Raw genomic sequence first — 16,373 nt, 5'->3', positions numbered from 1 at the left:
CTTTAGGCCTCGGCGGGGTCTTTTCCATCCATGCTGTTTGATGGCATCATTCAAACCAATTCAACTTAAAGGCAGGCTTCATGCAAAACGCCCGCGACTTCCTGACCCCCGACGCGCTCTCCATGCTGCAGTCCATTGCCGCTGCCGGCAGCTTTGCCGCGGCCGCGCGCGAGATGGGCATGGTGCCCAGCGCCCTGACCTACCGGGTACGCCAGATTGAGGACGCGCTGGACGTGCTGCTGTACGACCGCAGCTCGCGCCAAGCCAAGCTCACTGAGGCAGGGGCCGAACTGCTGCGCGAAGGCGCGCGCCTGCTCGAAGAGATTGACGCCGTAGCGAACCGCGTCAAGCGTGTGGCCACGGGGTGGGAGCCGCAGCTCACCATTGCCATAGACACCGTCATCTCCAAGCCCACCATGATGGAGCTGTGCGAGAGCTTTTTCAGCCAGTCCCCGCCCACGCGCATCCGCATCCGCGAAGAAACGCTGTCGGGCACGTTGGAGGCCCTAACCCGCGGCCAAGCCGACCTGGCCATTGGCGTGGGCCCCGACTCGGCACGCACCGCGGGTGTGCACAGCAAGCCACTGGGTCACATTACCTTTGTCTACGCCGTGGCGCCGCACCACCCACTGGCCAGCGCCCCCGAGCCACTGAGCGACGATGTGATCCAGAAGCACCGCGCCGTGGCCGTGGCCGACTCCATCAGCCGCGGCTCGGGCCAGACCTTCGGCCTGCTCAGCGGGCAAGATGTTTTCACCGTGCCCACCATGCACGCCAAGCTGGATGCGCAGCTACGCGGCCTGGGCGGCGGCAACCTGCCGCGCTGCATGGCCAACAGCTATATCGACACCGGCCGCCTGGTCGTCAAGCGCACGGAACGTGCCCAGCGCCAGGTGCCGCTGCACTACGCCTGGCGCCTGAGCAAAACCACGCAACAGGGCAACGCGCTGCAGTGGTGGCTGAGCCAGCTGGAAAGCCCGGCCACACGCAACGCGCTACTTGAAGAACACCGCAGCGCGTAAGCCAGCGGGGCCCGGCCAGCGTGTATAAAGAGACCACTACAACTAATGGAGACTGCGCCCATGACCACATCGCAACACATCGCTATCGTGGGCGCCGGCATGGCCGGTATCGCTTGCGCACGCACACTGGTGCAAGCAGGCCACCGGGTGACAGTGTTTGACAAAAGCCAGGGTTTGGGCGGACGCATGTCCACACGCAGCAGCGCATTTGGCACCTTTGACCATGGCGCGCAGTACTTCACCGTGCGCGATGCACGCTTTGAGCTGGCCCTGCAGACCACGCCAGGCCTGTGCCGCCCCTGGAGCGCCAACACCGTGCGCGTGCTGGACTCGCACGGCCGCGTAGCCGCTGCTGGCCTGCCAGCGCGCGAATCGCATTGGGTGCCCACCCCGGGCATGAACGCCCTGGTCAGCGCATGGGCCAAGCCCCTCACCGTGGCTGGCAACGTGGAACTGCAGGCCAAGGTCACGGCCATCGAGCCCGATGCCCTGCACAAAAACCAATGGCAGCTGCGCACCACCGGTGCTGACGACAGCAGCCATGTCTATAGCGGCTTTGACGCCGTGGTGCTGGCCATTCCCCACCCCCAGGCACAAGAGCTGCTGTCCTCCACCCCCAAGGGCGTGGCCTTGGCCAAGAAGACAGCCAAGGTGTCGGTGGCGCCCTGCTGGACGCTGATGCTGGCCTACCCCCAGGCTGTGCAGCCGGGTCTGACCACGCTGGGGCCCCAGTGGAACGCCGCGCGCAGCACCCACCACCGCATCGCCTGGCTGGCGCGCGAGTCCAGCAAACCCGGTCGCGGCCGCGTGGAACGTTGGACCGTGCAGGCCAGTGCAGCCTGGTCGCAAGAGCATTTGCAGGACGACGCCCCCCGCGTGCAGGCCAAGCTGATCAAGGCGTTTTCCGAGATCACCGGCATCCGTGCCGAACCGGCCCACGTGGACGTGCACCGCTGGATGTACGCCAAAACCGAAAAGGCCCTGGGCCAAAGCCACCTGTGGGACGCCAAGGCTGGCCTGGGGGTGTGTGGCGACTGGTGCATAGGCCATCGGGTAGAAGATGCGTTTGTGTCAGGCTTGGAGCTGGCACTCGCGATGGCGTGAGCGACCGTTTGATCTACCGGGGGCGCTTTGCGCCCTCCCCCACGGGCCCGCTGCATGCGGGCTCGCTTGTTGCGGCACTGGCCAGTTGGCTGGATGCACGGGCACATGGGGGCGAGTGGCTGGTGCGCATCGAAGATGTAGACACACCGCGTTGTGTGCCCGGCGCTGACCAGACCCTCTTGCAGCAGCTGGCCGCCTGCGGCCTGCACCCGGACGAAGCCCCTGTGTGGCAAAGCCAGCGCAGCCACCTGTACCAGCACGCACTGGACCAACTGGTAGCCGCAGGCCTGGCCTACCCTTGTGCCTGCTCCCGCAAAGACATTGAACTGGCGCTGGCCGCCCAAGGCAGCGGCAAGCCACGCCATGGCGAACTGGTCTACCCCGGCACCTGCCGCGACGGGCTGCACGGCAAAGCGGGCCGTGCTTGGCGCCTGCGCACCGGTGAGGTGATCGACTGGAGCGACCGCCGCCTGGGCCCGCAAAGCCAGGACGTGGCGCAGGAGGTGGGCGACTTCGTGCTCAAACGCGCCGACGGCCTGTGGGCCTACCAGCTGGCCGTGGTGGTGGACGACGCGGCGCAGGGCATCAGCGATGTAGTGCGTGGCGAAGACCTAGCCGACAACACCGCGCGGCAGATTTTGCTGCAGCGTGCGCTGGGCCTGCCCACGCCGCGCTACCTGCACACCCCGCTGGTGCTAGGCCCCAATGGTGAAAAACTCAGTAAACAAAACGGCGCACAGGCGCTGGACACGGCTACCCCACAAGCGGCCTTGTACGCACTGCAGCAGGCAGCGCAAAGGCTGGCATTACCCGCGATCGGCGCCTCTGCCAGCATGGGCGACTGCCTGGCGCAGTGGGTCCAGGCCTGGCGCTCAGTCCAGGTCCGCGGCTAAGGTCTCAGACCAATCCGGCCGGATGTCGGAGCGCCGTTTTTTCATGTGCGCCTTGGACTGGTACATGCGCTGATCGGCCTCGGCAATGCAGTGATCCAGCGAAACGTCTGACCTGTGGCGCATGGCGTGCCCCATGGCGGCGCTGGGTTGGCCCCACTCGCCCGGGGCGGCGGGGTGGCTGGTTTGCGTGCAGCGCTCGCGCAGTCGATCCAGGTCCTGCAGCACCTGGGCTTCCCCGGTGGCGGGCAGCACCATCAAAAACTCATCGCCACCAATGCGGAAGAAATGCCCCTGGGGCCATTGCTGACGAACCAGGTCTGCAAACATCACCAGCAAGGCATCGCCCGCGGCATGGCCGAAGCTGTCGTTCACGCGCTTGAGGTTGTTCAGGTCAGCCACAACGATGGCCTGCGGGTAGGTGGCCGGAATGTCCTGGTCTGCCTTGTGGCTGAAGTAGTTGCGGTTGTGAAAACCCGTCAGGGTGTCGGTGTACAGAAAGTGTTCGCGCTCGGTCAGAAACTGCGTACGCGCCTTCTGCTCGGCCAGCTTGCGCACCACTTTGATGACCACCAGCAAAATGCCCACCAGTGCCACCAGCAGCCCGGCCACCAACAAGATCAATTGCCGGTTCGCCTCGTTGCGCAGGGCGGGAACGCTCTGGATGCCGGCGTACTTCGCGTCCTCAAAACGGATCAGCGGAATCACCTTGTCCATGATGGAGGCCAGCTCGGGCTCGCGGCGGCTGACGCCGAAGTAGACAAAGGAGTCCTTGGAGGTGTTGCCCCGCTTGACCACATCGTTGTAGCCCAGGCCATTGATGTAGAACTCCACCACCGTGGGGTTCTCGATCATGTAGGCCACCTCGCCACTGCGTACCAGGCGCAGCGATTCCATGATGTCGGCGGTGCGCACCATCTGCGTGTTCTTCAGGTTCTTGCGCAGGTATTCCTCGTGCCAGAAGCCGTCGATCACGGCCACCTTCTTCCCGTCCAGGCCATACACGTCCTGCACCGGCGGGCTGCTCTTCAGGCCCACAATGATGTCGCGCTCCGTGCTGATGGCGTGGGGGAAGATGAAGTCTTTCAGGCGGTCTTCCGTCTTGGCCATGTCCAGCACGTCCACGCCGCCGGTGCGCGCCTTCTCCATGATCTCGGCAAACGAACCACTCACCACCTTGAAGCGAATGCCCACCGTATCGCCAATGCGCTTGAGCATCTCGCCGGCAATGCCGCGGTATTCGCCGTTCTCGTAGTAATCAAACGGCAGGTAGTCTTCGGCGACGCCCACCACTGCGGTACCACTCTTTTCCAGCCAGCGCAGCTCCGCCTCGCTGAGCCGCAAGATCTTGCGGTTGTACAGGCGCTGCGCGCTGTCCTTCATCCCGTGGATCGCCGCTTCGCGTTGCGCAATGTAGTGGTCCAGCAGGCCGCCCAGCACCTGCTGGTCCTTGGCCACGGCCATGGTCATGTCGGAGCTGATGGTGCGCAGCTCTGCCACCAGGGCCAGCTTGGGGTGGGCGTACAAAAACTCATACTCCAGCCCGCCGCCCGCCGTTACAAAGCCATCCACCTGGCCACTCTCCAGGGCCAACAGCCCCTTCTCCTGCTCGTCAAATTCGACGGTTCGCACGTGGATATTGGGGAACTCGCGGGGCAGTTGCTCAATAACAAAGTCGTTGCGGATGAAGCCAACCCGCTTGCCATCCAGATCGCCTAGCGTTTGCACGGCCGAGTCATTGCGAGCGAATACGGTGTAGGGGTACTTCCAGACCGGGCGGGTGAACCGCATGATGCGTTCGCGCTCGGGCGTGGGGTTGGCGCCGTAGAGAATGTCGATGTCCCCCGCCACAAACCGGCTGTAGGCATCGTCCCAGCCCTTCACCTGGGCGGGCACCACGCGCAGCCCCAGTTGGTCCTGCATGTCCTTGAGCAGCGCATGCAGCAAGCCGATACGGTTGCCGCGGAACTCAAAGCTGTCCATGCCCGCAAACGGGTCAAAACCCACGGTGTACGTCTTGCCCCGGTGGGCCGCCAGCCACGCCTGCTGCTCCATGCTCAGCTGCAGGCCCTTGGGCGGTGCCGCCTGCGCCAGCCCCGCGACGACGCAAGCCAACACCAACAGCACTCCCAGGCGTAAAGCTGCGCGGCAACACTGGCGCAGGCGATTCAGCAACATGGTGGTGTCTTCCAACATAGAGCAGTTATAGCGGATGCCTGGCCGGTGCGCCTACCGGGTCTGCCCTGCGCGCCACTACCGCATCCGCCAGCGCCAGCACCGCTGCCTGAATCGCCGCAGCAATGGCAGGCGTGGCCACCATCCCGTCTTCGTCCAACTTCGCCCCCACCAAAGGCAGCGTGATGGAGGCCGGCTCCACGATGACCGCGGCCATGGTGGTCAGCACCTCGCGCAACGCGGCGTCGGCATGGCGGGCGCGTGGTGACGCGTTAAGCACAGCCACCGGCTTGTAGGCAAAGGGCTCAAAGCTCACCAGCCAGTCCAGCGCGTTCTTGATGGCGCCCGTCATGCCGTGGGCGTATTCGGGGCTGGCGATCAGCAGCGCATCGGCTTGCGCCACGCGGGCGCGGAACTGTTGCACCACCGCGGGCGGATCATCCTCCAGATCGGGGTTGAACAGCGGCAGCGCACCCAGGCCGGGGCACCACGGGACCTCGATCCCGGCAGGCGCCAGCCGCGCTGCCGCGCGCAGCAGCGCCGAGTTGATAGACACGGCCCGCAGGCTGCCCGATACCGCCAGCAGTTGCATTACCACTTAGGGAGAATGCGATCGCCAGGCATCAGCTCGTACGGCGCCACCCAGCCCGGCAATGCCTTCATGCGCTGCACCCAGGCGCCCACATGGGGGTAGCGCGTGTGCAGGTCCAGGCCGTTTTCTTCCTCGGGGTAGAAGGCGTAGCCGCTGAGCGAAAAGTCGGCAATGGTGGGCGCGTTGCCCACCATGAAAGGCGTCTTGGCCAGGTGCTTGTTGACGATGTCAAACGCCACCTCCAACCGACCTTTGAGCCAAGCCATGACCGCCGGGTCGGGCGCCACGGGGCCAAACGATTTGCTGAAGCGGTAGCTGGCGAAGTAACTCGTGAACTTGTGGTTGTCGAACAGAATCCAGCGCAGCACCTCCAGCTTCTCCTCGGGCGTGGTGCCACCAAAGGCGCCGTGCTTGTCGGCCAAGTAGGTAAGGATGGCTCCGGACTGCGTGATGCGGCGTGCGCCGTCTTCCAGAATCGGCGCCTCACCCATTTCGTTGGTGGACTCGCGCCAGGCGGGGTCGCGCGAGGCGCCGTTCATGAAGTCCAGAAACACCGGCTCGTAGGCCTGGCCCAGGGCGCGCAGAAAGAACGCGACCTTGAAACTGTTGCCCGACTGGGCGAAGCAATGCAATTTGTACATAGGAGAAGTGAAGTTCAGGTTTCGTCGAGATAGCCGCGCTGCGCGGCCAGCGGCTGGTCCGCAAAGATGGCCATGGCCGTGCGCATGCGCCAAAAGCCAAACCGGCGGTAGAAAGGCTCTTTGCCCGGCACCGCATACAGAATGATCTTCTTGTGCCCGCGCGACAACTCTACCAGCCGCGCAACGATCTGCTGGCCCAGCCCCGTGCCCTGGTGGCTCGGCAGAAGGGCCACATCGCACAGGTAGGCGCAGTCCACGCCATCGGCGAGTACCCGCCCTACGCCCACCAGTGCTTCGCCGTCATACACAAAGCAGCGGAACATGCTGTTGCCAAATGTCACCTTCAGATCGGCCGGGGCCTTGTGGCCCAGCGGGGCGGCCAGGTACAGCGCAGATAGCTCTTCCCAGTTGACATCGGCAATGGAATCGGACCAGACAAGGGACACGCGGCGCTCCTAAGGTTGACGGGCGTAACTCACGGTGAGGATCTCCCACTGGTGTCCATCGGGCTCGTTCCAGTAGACCATGCGACCACCGTAGGCCGTGTTGATGCGCTCGTCCATGGGGCCCTGCACCGTGCTGCGAAACGGAATGCCCGCCGCCTGAATGCGCCCCAAGATGGCATCGAACTCCGCCTCCCCCACGCGAAAGCAAAAGTGGTAGATCGGAAACTCTTCGTCGGTTTGGATGAAATCCAGCGTGAGCCCGTCGTTCACAAACACCGGCGAGAACGGGCCCAGACCGGTGGCAGACCAGGGCACGTCCAGCAGCTCGGCCAGGCGCCGGGCGGAGTTGACGGCATCGTGCGAGGGCACGATGGTGTGGTCCAGCTCTATGGACATGGCACGCTCCTCTGAACGTTTACATCACTGGGGGATGACACATTGCACGCTTGCCGCGGGCACGCATGCACCGGAGCAGGTGGCTTTGCCGTAGCGGTCCAGCGCAGCCGCGCCCCTTGGAGACGTGGCGCAGAAAATGTCGCCACGCTCATCGCGCACACAGGCACCAGGCCCGCAGACCACCTCGCCGTAGCGGTCGGCCTGAATGCCCCCACCAGGCGTGGAGCAAATGACATCCCCTGTGCGGTTGAGCAGGCACTTTGCGTCCGGCTGCGGGCAGACCATGCGGCCATCCCGTGCCGGAATGCAGCCGGCATTCGCGTCCTGTGCCCACGCGGCATTGCCGCAGGCCAGCAGCAAACACAAGGTTGCAATGTTGGAAAACAGGGTCATGGGGTTCCTCCGCAAGTCGCATCCAGTGGGCAGGCCACTGCCCTGCTCCACTTTACACACACACCACCCAAGCGCAGCGAAAGGGGTGCCAGCCCCGCCCTCCCTACAATGCACCCCTGACTTTCTTCCTGCCGACCATGACATCGCCTATCCCCGACCTCCCCGAATCTCCAGATACTGCCGCCAACACCAGCAGCAGTGCTGCGGCCAAACCCTTCATGCGCACCATCAAGAGCTTTGTGAAGCGCGCGGGTCGCATGGGCAGTGGGCAGATCAAGGCGGTGGAGGAGCTGGGGCCGAAATTTCTCTTTCCCTACCAGCCAAATGCTATCGATTTCGAAGCTGCTTTCGCAGGCGCGGCGGGGGCTAGCGGCCCAAATGATGCCAAACGCCCGGTGGTACTGGAAATTGGCTTTGGCATGGGCGAAGCCACCGCCCAAATTGCGCTGACCCTGCCCGACACCAATTTTTTGTGCTGCGAAGTGCATGAGGCCGGTGTGGGCGCCCTGCTCAAGCGCATTGGCGAAAACAACATCCCCAACATCCGCATCTGCAACCACGATGCGGTGGAGGTGATCGACCACATGCTGCCCCTGGGCAGCCTGGATGGCGTGCACATCTTCTTCCCCGACCCTTGGCACAAGACCAAGCACAACAAGCGCCGCCTGATCCAGAGCCCGCTGGTGGCCAAGCTGGCCGCGCGCCTGAAGCCCGGTGGCTACCTGCACGCCGCCACCGACTGGGAACCCTATGCCCAGCAGATTTTGGAAGTGCTGAGCGCCGAGCCCAAGCTCAAAAACCGCGCCTTGGCCGCCAACCCTGAGCTAGCTGGCTACGCACCCAAGCCGCACTACCGCCCACTCACCAAGTTCGAGAACCGCGGCATCAAGCTGGGCCACGGCGTGTGGGACGTGGTGTTCGAGCGCATCTAGTTTCACCGGCATGGCGCGCCCCCGGCCCAACGCCCCACCCACGCGCAACGGGGTAGGCGCCAGCAGCGTGGTGCTGCCCGAGGGGCCCTGGCCCACGGTGCTCGAATTTCTGGTGCAGCGCTTCCCCGGTATCACGCATGCCCAATGGCTGGAGCGCCTGCAGGACGGTGACGTGGTGGACGACCAGGGCCTGACGTTGGAGCCGGAAACCCCTTACTCCGCCAAACGCAGGCTCTATTACTACCGCGCACTGGAGGCCGAGCCGCCCATTCCCTTTGACGAAGTGGTGCTGTGGCAGGACGCGCACCTGCTGGTGGTGGACAAGCCGCACTTTCTGCCGGTTATGCCCTCGGGCAAATACCTGCAGGAAACCGTACTTGTGCGCCTGAAGAACCGGCTGGGCCTGCACGACCTGACGCCCATCCACCGCATTGACCGCGACACGGCCGGGCTGGTGCTGTTCTCCATCAACCCCGCCACGCGCGACGCCTACCACGCGCTGTTTCGCGACCGGGTAGTGGCCAAAACCTACGAGTGCATCGCGCCCGCCAACCCCGCCCTGCCCTGGCCCATCCACCGGGAGAGCCGCATCGCCGTGTCGTCCCACTTCATGCAGCAGACCGAAGTGGAGGGCCCGGTGAACGCCATCACCGACATCACGCCGCTGGAAACCCTGGGGCGATGGGCCCGCTACCAGCTGCAGCCGCTGACCGGCCAGCGCCACCAACTGCGCGTGCACATGGCGGCGCTGGGCCTGCCCCTGCTGTTTGACGGCATGTACCCCACGCTCACGCCCGAGGACGCCACCGACTACGCGCGCCCGCTACAGCTGCTGGCCCAGCATATTGCCTTCACCGACCCGCTGAGCGGCGAGGCGCGCAGCTTTGCCAGCCAACGCACACTGCTACCTTTGGAAAATTTACAAGAAATAGGCCTCTAGCCCCCGTGAAATATGTGCAAGCAGCTCCTAAAACAATAGCGACACACAAGCCCCACCGCGGGCAGTACACTGCGGCAGCGCATTGCATGTTCCTTCTGGCTGTGAGGTGCCCTTGAACAAGAAGTTGACCATCACCATGGCAGTCGTCGCTGGCCTGTTGGCCGGGGCGGTGCCCATTGTGGTGTCACTGCACCTCGCCCAGACGCAGAGCCTGCAAGCCGAACAAGAGCACATGCTGGGTTACGCGCGCGACGTGCTGCTACGGTCCGAGCGCACCACGCGCCAGGCCTACAGCGGCATTGACCGCCTAGTGCAAGCCCGTGGCCCAGACCCCTGCTCTCCTTCCCAGATTGCCCTGATGGGTGAGATCGACCTGGTGTCAGCCTCCATCCAGACCATGGCCTATATCGAAGACGGCCGTCTGGTCTGCACCGCGCTGGGCAAGCTGCCTCATAGCCTGCCGATGGAGTCCGAACAAAAGGCCGTCATCAAGGAAGGCGTCACGCTGTACACCAAGGTGAAGCTGCCGTTTGCACCGGGTGTCACCTTCATCGTGCTGGAGCGCGCAGGCTATGCCGCCGTCATCCACGAGGCCATCACGCTGGACATCCCCACCAACCCGGCCAACGTGTCGCTGGCCACCTACTCGCCGCGCGCGCGCAGCATCCGCTCCGCCCGCGGCTTTGTGCGCCAGGAATGGATAGAGCGGCCCCGCCCCGATGGAGAGACCACCTTCATGGCCGATGGCTACCTGGTGGCGCTGGTGGAGTCCAGCCGCTTTTCCACCGTCACCATGGCCGCCGTGCCGCTGACCCAGTTGCATGAGCGCACGGTAGCGGCCGCCAAAAACCTAGTGCCGCTGGGCATTGCTGCAGGGCTGGCGCTGGCGTTTCTGGTGCTGCTGGCCACACGCCAGCAAATGGCCCTGCCCGCGCTCATCCGTGCAGGGCTGAGGCGCAACGAGTTTTTTCTGCTCTACCAACCCATCGTCGATCTGCAGACCCAGCAGTGCGTAGGAGCAGAGGCGCTGGTGCGCTGGCGCCGCAGGGACGGCAGCATCACGCCACCGGACCGCTTCATTCCCGTGGCCGAAGAGTCTGGCCTGATTCAGTCCCTTACCCAGCGCGTGCTCACGCTGTGCGCCCATGACCTCAAAGACCTGCTGCAGCGCCACCCTGGGTTTCATATGGGCGTGAACCTGTCGTCGGCCGATCTGCAGTCGGCCGACACCGTGGTGCACCTGCGTGCGCTGATGCAGTCCACGGGTGCCGGGCCACAGCAGCTGGTGATGGAGGCCACCGAACGCGGGCTGATGAACGCCGAGCAAGTGCGCAGCGTCATCCACGACATCCGCGCGCTGGGCATGGAGGTGGCGGTGGACGACTTTGGCACCGGCTACTCCAGCCTGTCCTACCTGGGCACGTTTGAGCTGGATTACCTGAAGATCGACAAGTCCTTTGTGGACACCCTGGGCACCGACGCAGCCACCAGCCATGTGGCCATGCACATCATCGACATGGCCAAAAGCCTGAACCTCAAAATGATTGCCGAAGGCGTAGAAACCGCAGAACAGGCCGACCTGCTGCGCGCACGCGGCGTGCAGTTCGCCCAAGGCTGGCTGTTTGGCAAACCCATGCCCATGGCCGAACTGGCCAAGCGGTTGACGCAACAGACACCTCCGCCCGCGCCGCCACCCTCCGCTTAGTTCTCTGCCTTCTTGGGCGTTTTTGCCTTCTTCAACGCGTCTGCAATGGCCTGGGGGTCGCCACTGCGCAGCTCTTGCGACAGGGCCCGTGCCGCTTCGGCCCGCTGTGCGGCATACGCCTGCAGGGTTTCCAGCGTTTTGGCAGACGGTGCAGCACCGCCCGGCGTGGCCGCGGCCAGCTCGTCAAAGCTGCGCTGGTAGCCGGCGGCCACCTCCGCGTCAATGCGGCCCGCCAATTGCTCAAACGACTGACCGTTGCCAGACCCACTCTGCAGCAGACTGCCCCAGCGCTGGCTGATGCGCTGGTCTTCCTGCAAAAACTCGGCAATCGATTCGCGCGCCTTGAGTTCCTCGCCAAACAGGTAAGCTGGCGCCGGCAGCTTCCAGACCAACCCGGCTACGACCAGCACCAAGGCAATGGCTGCACCCCATTGCAACCGCCGTGTGGGCGGGCTGTTGGTGGTCCAAGGCTGTGCCAGCAGGCTGCCGATCAGCGCACCCGCCACGAACCCACCGCCGTGCGCGGCGTTGTTGATGCTCGGTATCACCTGCCCCAGGCCCAGCATGACCCCGGAGAACAGCAAGGCACCGCCGAACAGCCATTTGAATTCGGCCGCCTCCACCTGCCTGCGTTCGCGCCACAAGAAGGCGAGCAAAGCCCCGTACAAGCTGAACACGGCGCCCGATGCACCGCCAGACACGGCCTGGTTCCCCTGCACTACCAGGGGCAACAAATTACCCAGAATGCCGCTGCCCAGGTACAGCAACAGCAACCGCCAAGGCCCCAGCAAGCGTTCCATCAGACGGCCCGCGTCCCACAGCGCCCACATGTTGACCGCCAGATGCACCACACCCCGGTGCACAAACATGGCCGTCACCATGCGCCACCACTGCCCGTCCTGCGTCGCCGGCCCAAAGTTGGCGCCCCAGGCCAATTGCACCTCGTTGGGCGAATGCCACCAGCCCGCACCAGCCAGCAACATGGCCAGAAACACCAGCACGTTGACAGCCACCAGGGTGGTCACCATGGGCACCGTGCGCGCAGGGCTGCGCATCAGGTCGGTCAGGGCCTGTGAGCGGGGGGAGGCAGGCTGGGTCATCAATACGGGCCCATCATCGCCCAAACGGGGCCGCCAATGGCTCCCCGACAAACACGCCCTGGGCGGGCCAGGCCACGCTGCGCCAGTAGGCTTCCAGCGCACTGGCACCCTGGGCGTAGTGCGCCAGCAGCAAGGCGGGGTTGGGAAACTTCTGCAGGTGGTTGCAGGGCTCACTCACCGTGCCATAGCTGGCCGTGGCGCCGGCTTCCAGCCAGTCCAGCGCGCTCATCTGGCCCTGCGCGTGGAGCAGCTGCCCACCAAATGACGTGAGGTGGTCCGCCAGTGCGCCGGGCAGCCAGGCGATGCGCGCCATGTGCTCCTCACGCACCGTGCCGGTTTGGTAGACGATGACACGGGGCAAGGGCTCGGCTTGGCTGCTGTCCACCCGATCGATCTGCAGGCCCACGGTGGGCACCACAGCCGCTGCAGGAAACAGCGGTGCGCGTACATTGCGCGCCTTGTCGGGGGTGGACACAAACACCGCATGGGCCAGTGGCACGCCGCGCTTGCCCAGCTGCTGATCGGCGGCCAGGCCACGGTCTATCAGTGCCTTGGCGCTCTCCACGCTTCGGGCAGCCAGCAGCATGGAGGGCCGCAGGCCTTCTTCCGTCTGCGCGGGAGTGAGCACCCGGTTGAACAGCGGTGAGGGCTTGCTCGGGGCACAGCTGTTTTTGCACACCTCGGGGTCAAAGCCCAGGGTGACGGCAGCGGTGATGCCATTGCACTCCACCGCATAGGGCTGGGCCCAGGCCAGTAGCAAGGCCCGCGTCTTGCCACCAAAGGCGGCCTTCAGCTGCGCTTGCAGCGGCTCAAACTCGGCGGCACTGAGCACGGGCTTTACGGGCAGGTCCACAACCACCACCTGGCTGGCGTCCAGGCCCCGCTGGCGCACATAGTAGTCGCCGACCGCCACCGAATACGGGTCGGCCTGGTTGATCACCAGCCCCAGGTCGGCGGACACCAAGCGCTTGGGCCCCTGGCCCACCGCCTGTGCGCATACGCTGGCACCGATCAGCAGCAAGATCGCGCAAAGAGCCTTACGGGGCCACCAGCTCAGCATCCAGCCACCCCCGCAAACTGTTGACAAAGGCCAGGCCCTGCGCACGCTGCAAGTCCTCCACCCGCACCACGGCCTCGGTCAGGCGGCCGCTTTGCAGATGCGCAGCGCGGCCGATGCCGGGCAGCAGACCACTGGAGAGCGGGGGAGTGACCCAGCGGCCCTCCAGCAGCACGGCGATGTTGCCGCGCGTGCACTCAGTCACCTCGCCCTGGGCGTTGAATAGCAGGGTGTCAAACACGGTGGCGTCTGCGGGCGTGAACGCGTCATAGTGGGCGCGGCGTGTGGTTTTGAAGCGCACGAACTCGCCGTGTGCCTCTGCCAGCGGTGTGTTGGCCAGTTGCAGCCGCACGGGCTGCGGCGTATCCGGCATCGCAAAAGCCTGGGCCTGAAAGTGCCCGCTAGCCGGCAACAGCAAGCGCACACGGTGCACGCCCTTGGGGTGCGTGGCCGCCAGGGCTTGCAGCGCCTGCAGCGCACGCGCCCGGTCCCAGGGCGTGGCAAAGTGCTGGGCCCCACCGGCCATGCGGTTCAGGTGCCAATCGACATGGTGCAGCACGCCCTCGCGCAGCGCCAGCGTTTCGAGCAGTTCAAACGGCTGGCTGGCGCGCTCCAGAAACATGCGTTTGCTGCGCCACTCATTCCACTCACCCTCAGCCTGCGCATCAAAGGTAATACCGCTGCCAATGCCACAGCGGGCCGCGTCACCCTGCACGGTGACCGTGCGAATCGCCACGTTGAAGGTGGCGTGGCCGCCTGGCCGCACCACGCCCACGGCGCCGCAGTACACACCGCGCTGCGCGGGCTCCAGTGCCTTGATCATGCGCATGGCCTGCACCTTGGGCGCACCGGTGATGGAGCCACAGGGGAACAGCACCTTGAACACATCGAGCAGCGTGGTGCCAAGGCGCGTCCTCGCTTCCACGTCTGAAGTCATTTGCCATACGGTGGGCAACGCCTCCAGGTGGAACAGGCGTGGCACCTGCACGCTGTGCGGCTGCGCAATGCGTGAAAGGTCGTTGCGGATCAGGTCCACGATCATCACGTTCTCAGCCCGCTCCTTGGGCGTGTTGCGCAGGTTCGCGGCGTTGGCCGCGTCGTCTACGGGTGTGGCGCCGCGCGCCGCCGTGCCCTTCATGGGGCGGCTGAGGATGCGATCGCCATCCCAGTCAAAAAATAGCTCAGGCGAAACCGACAGCACCTGCTCAGAGCCCGCATTGATGAAGGCGCTGTAGGCGCGTGGCTGGGCGCGGCGCAGCGCCTGGAAATAGGCCAGTGCGCTGCCCGCAAACTGCGCTTGCAGCGGCGCGGTGTAGTTGACTTGGTAGAGCTCGCCCGCCGCAATCGCGCGGTGGATCTCGGCCATGTTGTGGTCGAACACCGTGCGCTCCACGCCGGCGTTCCACACAACCTCCGGTTCGGCATCGTGGCCTGTGGGAACTTCTGGCAACGGCTGCGCGTGCACCCCAAACCAGGCCAGCGGACCATCAGCCGCATGCACCTGCAGCGCTGCGTCAAACGCGGGCGCTGCCTCGTAACGTACATAGCCTACGCACCAGCGCCCCTGGCGGCTCAGCGCATCCACCTGGGCCAGCACCGCAGCCACCTCGTCCACCGCATGCGCCACCAGCACCTGATCGGGTTCACCAAACGCCAGCCGCAGCGGTTCTGCGCCGGGGTTGTGCGGGTCACCAAAGTCAATCAGGGCATGAGGATGGGGCATAGGCAAAGTGTGGGGCCAGTCTTCAAACCGCTCAGGCCGCGATTTCCTTGGCGCTGATCTGGTACTTGAAGTCGTCGGGAGCGTACGAGTCCAGGCGACCAGCAGCCGTCTCGGCCGCGGGGTACATGAAGAAGCCCAGCTTGGGCCCCTTGGACTGGGGCAGCACCACATCGTGCGCCACGTTGTAGGCCATCCAGTTACCTTCCCAGCCGCCAAACAGGCCCTTGTTCACCGGGGCTACCAGCGGGTTTTTGGCGGTCTTGATCCACTCGGGGGTTTCCTGGCGCATCACCTTGGCCACGTCGGCCGGATCCATGCCCACCCAGCCATGGCCTTTGAGGTACACCTCGGCACGGCAGTGCTGCGCACCCTTGAGGCTGGCGGAATTGCCGCCCAGCTCGCGGTAGCCAAAGGCGCTGGGCGCCACGCGCAGGCCGTACACATCGCGTGCGGGAATGCCCACGGCGCGGCACAGGCCCACAAAGAGCGCGTTCAGGTCGGCGCACTTGCCGCCCAGGTTGTTGGTTTCGAGCATGGTCTTGATGTCGCCTTCGCCGCAGCCGCGTACCTTGGGTTCGCGGTAGGTGTTGGTGACGATCCAGTCGAACAGCATTTGCACCTTCTCCACGTCGGTCTTCGCGCCGCGCGTGGCTTCTAAGGCCGTGCTGCGCACAATGCCGTCGGTAGGCAGCAGGTCGGTGGGCTGGGTCCAGTATTTCAGCGTGGCGGCGTCTTCGGCCACAGCCCCTTTGCGCGCCCAGTCCTGCTTGCGGTTTTGCGTCTGGATCCGGCTGGTCAGCTCCACATAGGGCTTGGCCTCGTTCTCGGCAAATTCCACATAGAGCATGCGCGCACCGGTGGCATTGTCGTCCTCGATGCGGGCCGTGCCATTGCTGCTGTAACTGCTTTCCAGCGATTTTTGCCAATCGCTGTTGACCGAAGGCATCGGCAACCACAAGCGCGTGCCGCCCTGGGGCTTGGCAATGTCCACGCGGGTGGTGACCTCAAAGGTGCGCCAGGCGCCAGGGATGGGGGAAAACTGGCGCTCGGCCGTGCTGGCCGATTGTGCAAAATTGATAGCAGGCAGCGCAGTGCTGGCGAGGGCTACAGCCGAATTCTTGATAAAAGTACGACGCGAAGCCTCGCGGGAGGCCACAGGGGCAGCAGAAGTGACGGGGGTCATACAGAGATCTCCGGGTGAATGAAAAGGCAGCGCGTACGGCGTAACACAAAGTACCCCGCGGTGGCGCAGGCCCG

16 protein-coding genes are annotated in these 16,373 nt (G+C 64.9%); 6 read left to right on the top strand and 10 right to left on the bottom strand.

What is annotated here, in order from left to right; genetic code table 11:
* The first annotated feature begins 80 nt into the window (after positions 1-80).
* From AC097R_RS10660 to gluQRS, 3 genes are read left to right on the top strand one after another with little or no spacing between them, the layout of a single operon-like run.
* Positions 81-1,022, top strand: coding sequence for a LysR family transcriptional regulator (locus AC097R_RS10660; protein ID WP_479598052.1), 942 nt, complete (start codon positions 81-83; stop codon positions 1,020-1,022).
* Positions 1,023-1,082: 60 nt separating this feature from the next.
* Positions 1,083-2,126 carry an NAD(P)/FAD-dependent oxidoreductase gene (locus tag AC097R_RS10655; protein WP_479598051.1) on the top strand — a complete coding sequence of 348 codons (1,044 nt, stop codon included), beginning with the start codon at positions 1,083-1,085 and terminating at the stop codon, positions 2,124-2,126.
* The gene (gluQRS, locus tag AC097R_RS10650; protein WP_479598050.1) at positions 2,123-3,019 is read left to right on the top strand and encodes a tRNA glutamyl-Q(34) synthetase GluQRS; all 897 of its coding nucleotides are present in this window, start codon (positions 2,123-2,125) and stop codon (positions 3,017-3,019) included. The genes AC097R_RS10655 and gluQRS overlap by 4 nt, the downstream gene beginning before the upstream one ends.
* Here gluQRS and AC097R_RS10645 read toward each other — a convergent pair.
* Genes AC097R_RS10645 through AC097R_RS10620 form a run of 6 tightly spaced genes read right to left on the bottom strand, consistent with a single transcriptional unit; the run spans position 2,999 to position 7,659 of the window.
* The gene (locus AC097R_RS10645) at positions 2,999-5,212 is read right to left on the bottom strand and encodes a diguanylate cyclase domain-containing protein (RefSeq protein WP_479598049.1); all 2,214 of its coding nucleotides are present in this window, start codon (positions 5,210-5,212) and stop codon (positions 2,999-3,001) included. The two genes, gluQRS and AC097R_RS10645, sit on opposite strands and share 21 nt — an antisense overlap.
* A gap of 7 nt (positions 5,213-5,219) precedes the next feature.
* Positions 5,220-5,783, bottom strand: coding sequence for an NADPH-dependent FMN reductase (locus tag AC097R_RS10640; protein ID WP_479598048.1), 564 nt, complete (start codon positions 5,781-5,783; stop codon positions 5,220-5,222).
* Entirely contained in the window at positions 5,783-6,424 is a 642-nt protein-coding gene (locus AC097R_RS10635) for a glutathione S-transferase family protein (RefSeq protein ID WP_479598047.1), read from the bottom strand. The genes AC097R_RS10640 and AC097R_RS10635 overlap by 1 nt, the downstream gene beginning before the upstream one ends.
* A 14-nt stretch (positions 6,425-6,438) precedes the next feature.
* Positions 6,439-6,870: a GNAT family N-acetyltransferase gene (locus AC097R_RS10630; RefSeq protein WP_479598046.1), complete on the bottom strand. Its 432-nt coding sequence runs from the start codon at positions 6,868-6,870 to the stop codon at positions 6,439-6,441.
* A gap of 9 nt (positions 6,871-6,879) precedes the next feature.
* Entirely contained in the window at positions 6,880-7,266 is a 387-nt protein-coding gene (locus tag AC097R_RS10625) for a VOC family protein (RefSeq protein ID WP_479598045.1), read from the bottom strand.
* A 24-nt stretch (positions 7,267-7,290) separates the two neighbouring features.
* On the bottom strand, positions 7,291-7,659 hold the full coding sequence (locus tag AC097R_RS10620) for a hypothetical protein (protein ID WP_479598044.1): 369 nt from the start codon (positions 7,657-7,659) through the stop codon (positions 7,291-7,293).
* Positions 7,660-7,796: 137 nt separating this feature from the next.
* On the opposite strand from AC097R_RS10620, the gene trmB reads away from it, so the two are divergent.
* The 3 genes from trmB to AC097R_RS10605 all read left to right on the top strand — a co-directional run bounded on the left by trmB (position 7,797) and on the right by AC097R_RS10605 (position 11,236).
* Positions 7,797-8,591, top strand: a complete 795-nt coding sequence (gene trmB / locus AC097R_RS10615; protein WP_479598043.1) for a tRNA (guanosine(46)-N7)-methyltransferase TrmB — start codon at positions 7,797-7,799, stop codon at positions 8,589-8,591.
* 10 nt (positions 8,592-8,601) lie between these two features.
* Positions 8,602-9,531 (top strand): pseudouridine synthase, encoded by a 930-nt coding sequence (locus AC097R_RS10610; RefSeq protein ID WP_479598042.1) that lies wholly within the window; start codon positions 8,602-8,604, stop codon positions 9,529-9,531.
* A gap of 112 nt (positions 9,532-9,643) precedes the next feature.
* Positions 9,644-11,236: an EAL domain-containing protein gene (locus AC097R_RS10605; RefSeq protein ID WP_479598041.1), complete on the top strand. Its 1,593-nt coding sequence runs from the start codon at positions 9,644-9,646 to the stop codon at positions 11,234-11,236.
* Here the strand turns inward: AC097R_RS10605 and AC097R_RS10600 are convergent.
* From AC097R_RS10600 to AC097R_RS10585, 4 genes are read right to left on the bottom strand one after another with little or no spacing between them, the layout of a single operon-like run.
* The gene (locus AC097R_RS10600; RefSeq protein WP_479598040.1) at positions 11,233-12,336 is read right to left on the bottom strand and encodes a rhomboid family intramembrane serine protease; all 1,104 of its coding nucleotides are present in this window, start codon (positions 12,334-12,336) and stop codon (positions 11,233-11,235) included. The genes AC097R_RS10605 and AC097R_RS10600 overlap by 4 nt on opposite strands.
* Before the next feature lie 13 nt (positions 12,337-12,349).
* A complete protein-coding gene (locus AC097R_RS10595) occupies positions 12,350-13,357 on the bottom strand; it encodes a TIGR03790 family protein (RefSeq protein WP_479598039.1) in 1,008 nt (335 codons plus the stop codon).
* A 16-nt stretch (positions 13,358-13,373) separates the two neighbouring features.
* Positions 13,374-15,116 (bottom strand): aminodeoxychorismate synthase component I, encoded by a 1,743-nt coding sequence (pabB, locus tag AC097R_RS10590; RefSeq protein ID WP_479598038.1) that lies wholly within the window; start codon positions 15,114-15,116, stop codon positions 13,374-13,376.
* A 31-nt stretch (positions 15,117-15,147) separates the two neighbouring features.
* Entirely contained in the window at positions 15,148-16,299 is a 1,152-nt protein-coding gene (locus AC097R_RS10585; protein ID WP_479598037.1) for a transglutaminase-like domain-containing protein, read from the bottom strand.
* Positions 16,300-16,373: the final 74 nt, after the last annotated feature.

This window comes from Rhodoferax sp. ZS1R25 (assembly GCF_056521335.1).
The sequence above is the reverse complement of the archived record's forward strand: the minus strand, read 5'-3'. Positions and strand labels throughout refer to the sequence as shown.

Coding starts and splice junctions, on each gene's coding strand:
- AC097R_RS10660 (WP_479598052.1), top strand. CDS start 81: ATGCAAAACGCCCGCGACTTCCTGACCCCCGACGCGCTCTCCATGCTG.
- AC097R_RS10655 (WP_479598051.1), top strand. CDS start 1,083: ATGACCACATCGCAACACATCGCTATCGTGGGCGCCGGCATGGCCGGT.
- AC097R_RS10645 (WP_479598049.1), bottom strand. CDS start 5,212: ATGTTGGAAGACACCACCATGTTGCTGAATCGCCTGCGCCAGTGTTGC.
- AC097R_RS10640 (WP_479598048.1), bottom strand. CDS start 5,783: ATGCAACTGCTGGCGGTATCGGGCAGCCTGCGGGCCGTGTCTATCAAC.
- AC097R_RS10635 (WP_479598047.1), bottom strand. CDS start 6,424: ATGTACAAATTGCATTGCTTCGCCCAGTCGGGCAACAGTTTCAAGGTC.
- AC097R_RS10625 (WP_479598045.1), bottom strand. CDS start 7,266: ATGTCCATAGAGCTGGACCACACCATCGTGCCCTCGCACGATGCCGTC.
- AC097R_RS10620 (WP_479598044.1), bottom strand. CDS start 7,659: ATGACCCTGTTTTCCAACATTGCAACCTTGTGTTTGCTGCTGGCCTGC.
- trmB (WP_479598043.1), top strand. CDS start 7,797: ATGACATCGCCTATCCCCGACCTCCCCGAATCTCCAGATACTGCCGCC.
- AC097R_RS10610 (WP_479598042.1), top strand. CDS start 8,602: ATGGCGCGCCCCCGGCCCAACGCCCCACCCACGCGCAACGGGGTAGGC.
- AC097R_RS10600 (WP_479598040.1), bottom strand. CDS start 12,336: ATGACCCAGCCTGCCTCCCCCCGCTCACAGGCCCTGACCGACCTGATG.
- pabB (WP_479598038.1), bottom strand. CDS start 15,116: ATGCCCCATCCTCATGCCCTGATTGACTTTGGTGACCCGCACAACCCC.
- AC097R_RS10585 (WP_479598037.1), bottom strand. CDS start 16,299: ATGACCCCCGTCACTTCTGCTGCCCCTGTGGCCTCCCGCGAGGCTTCG.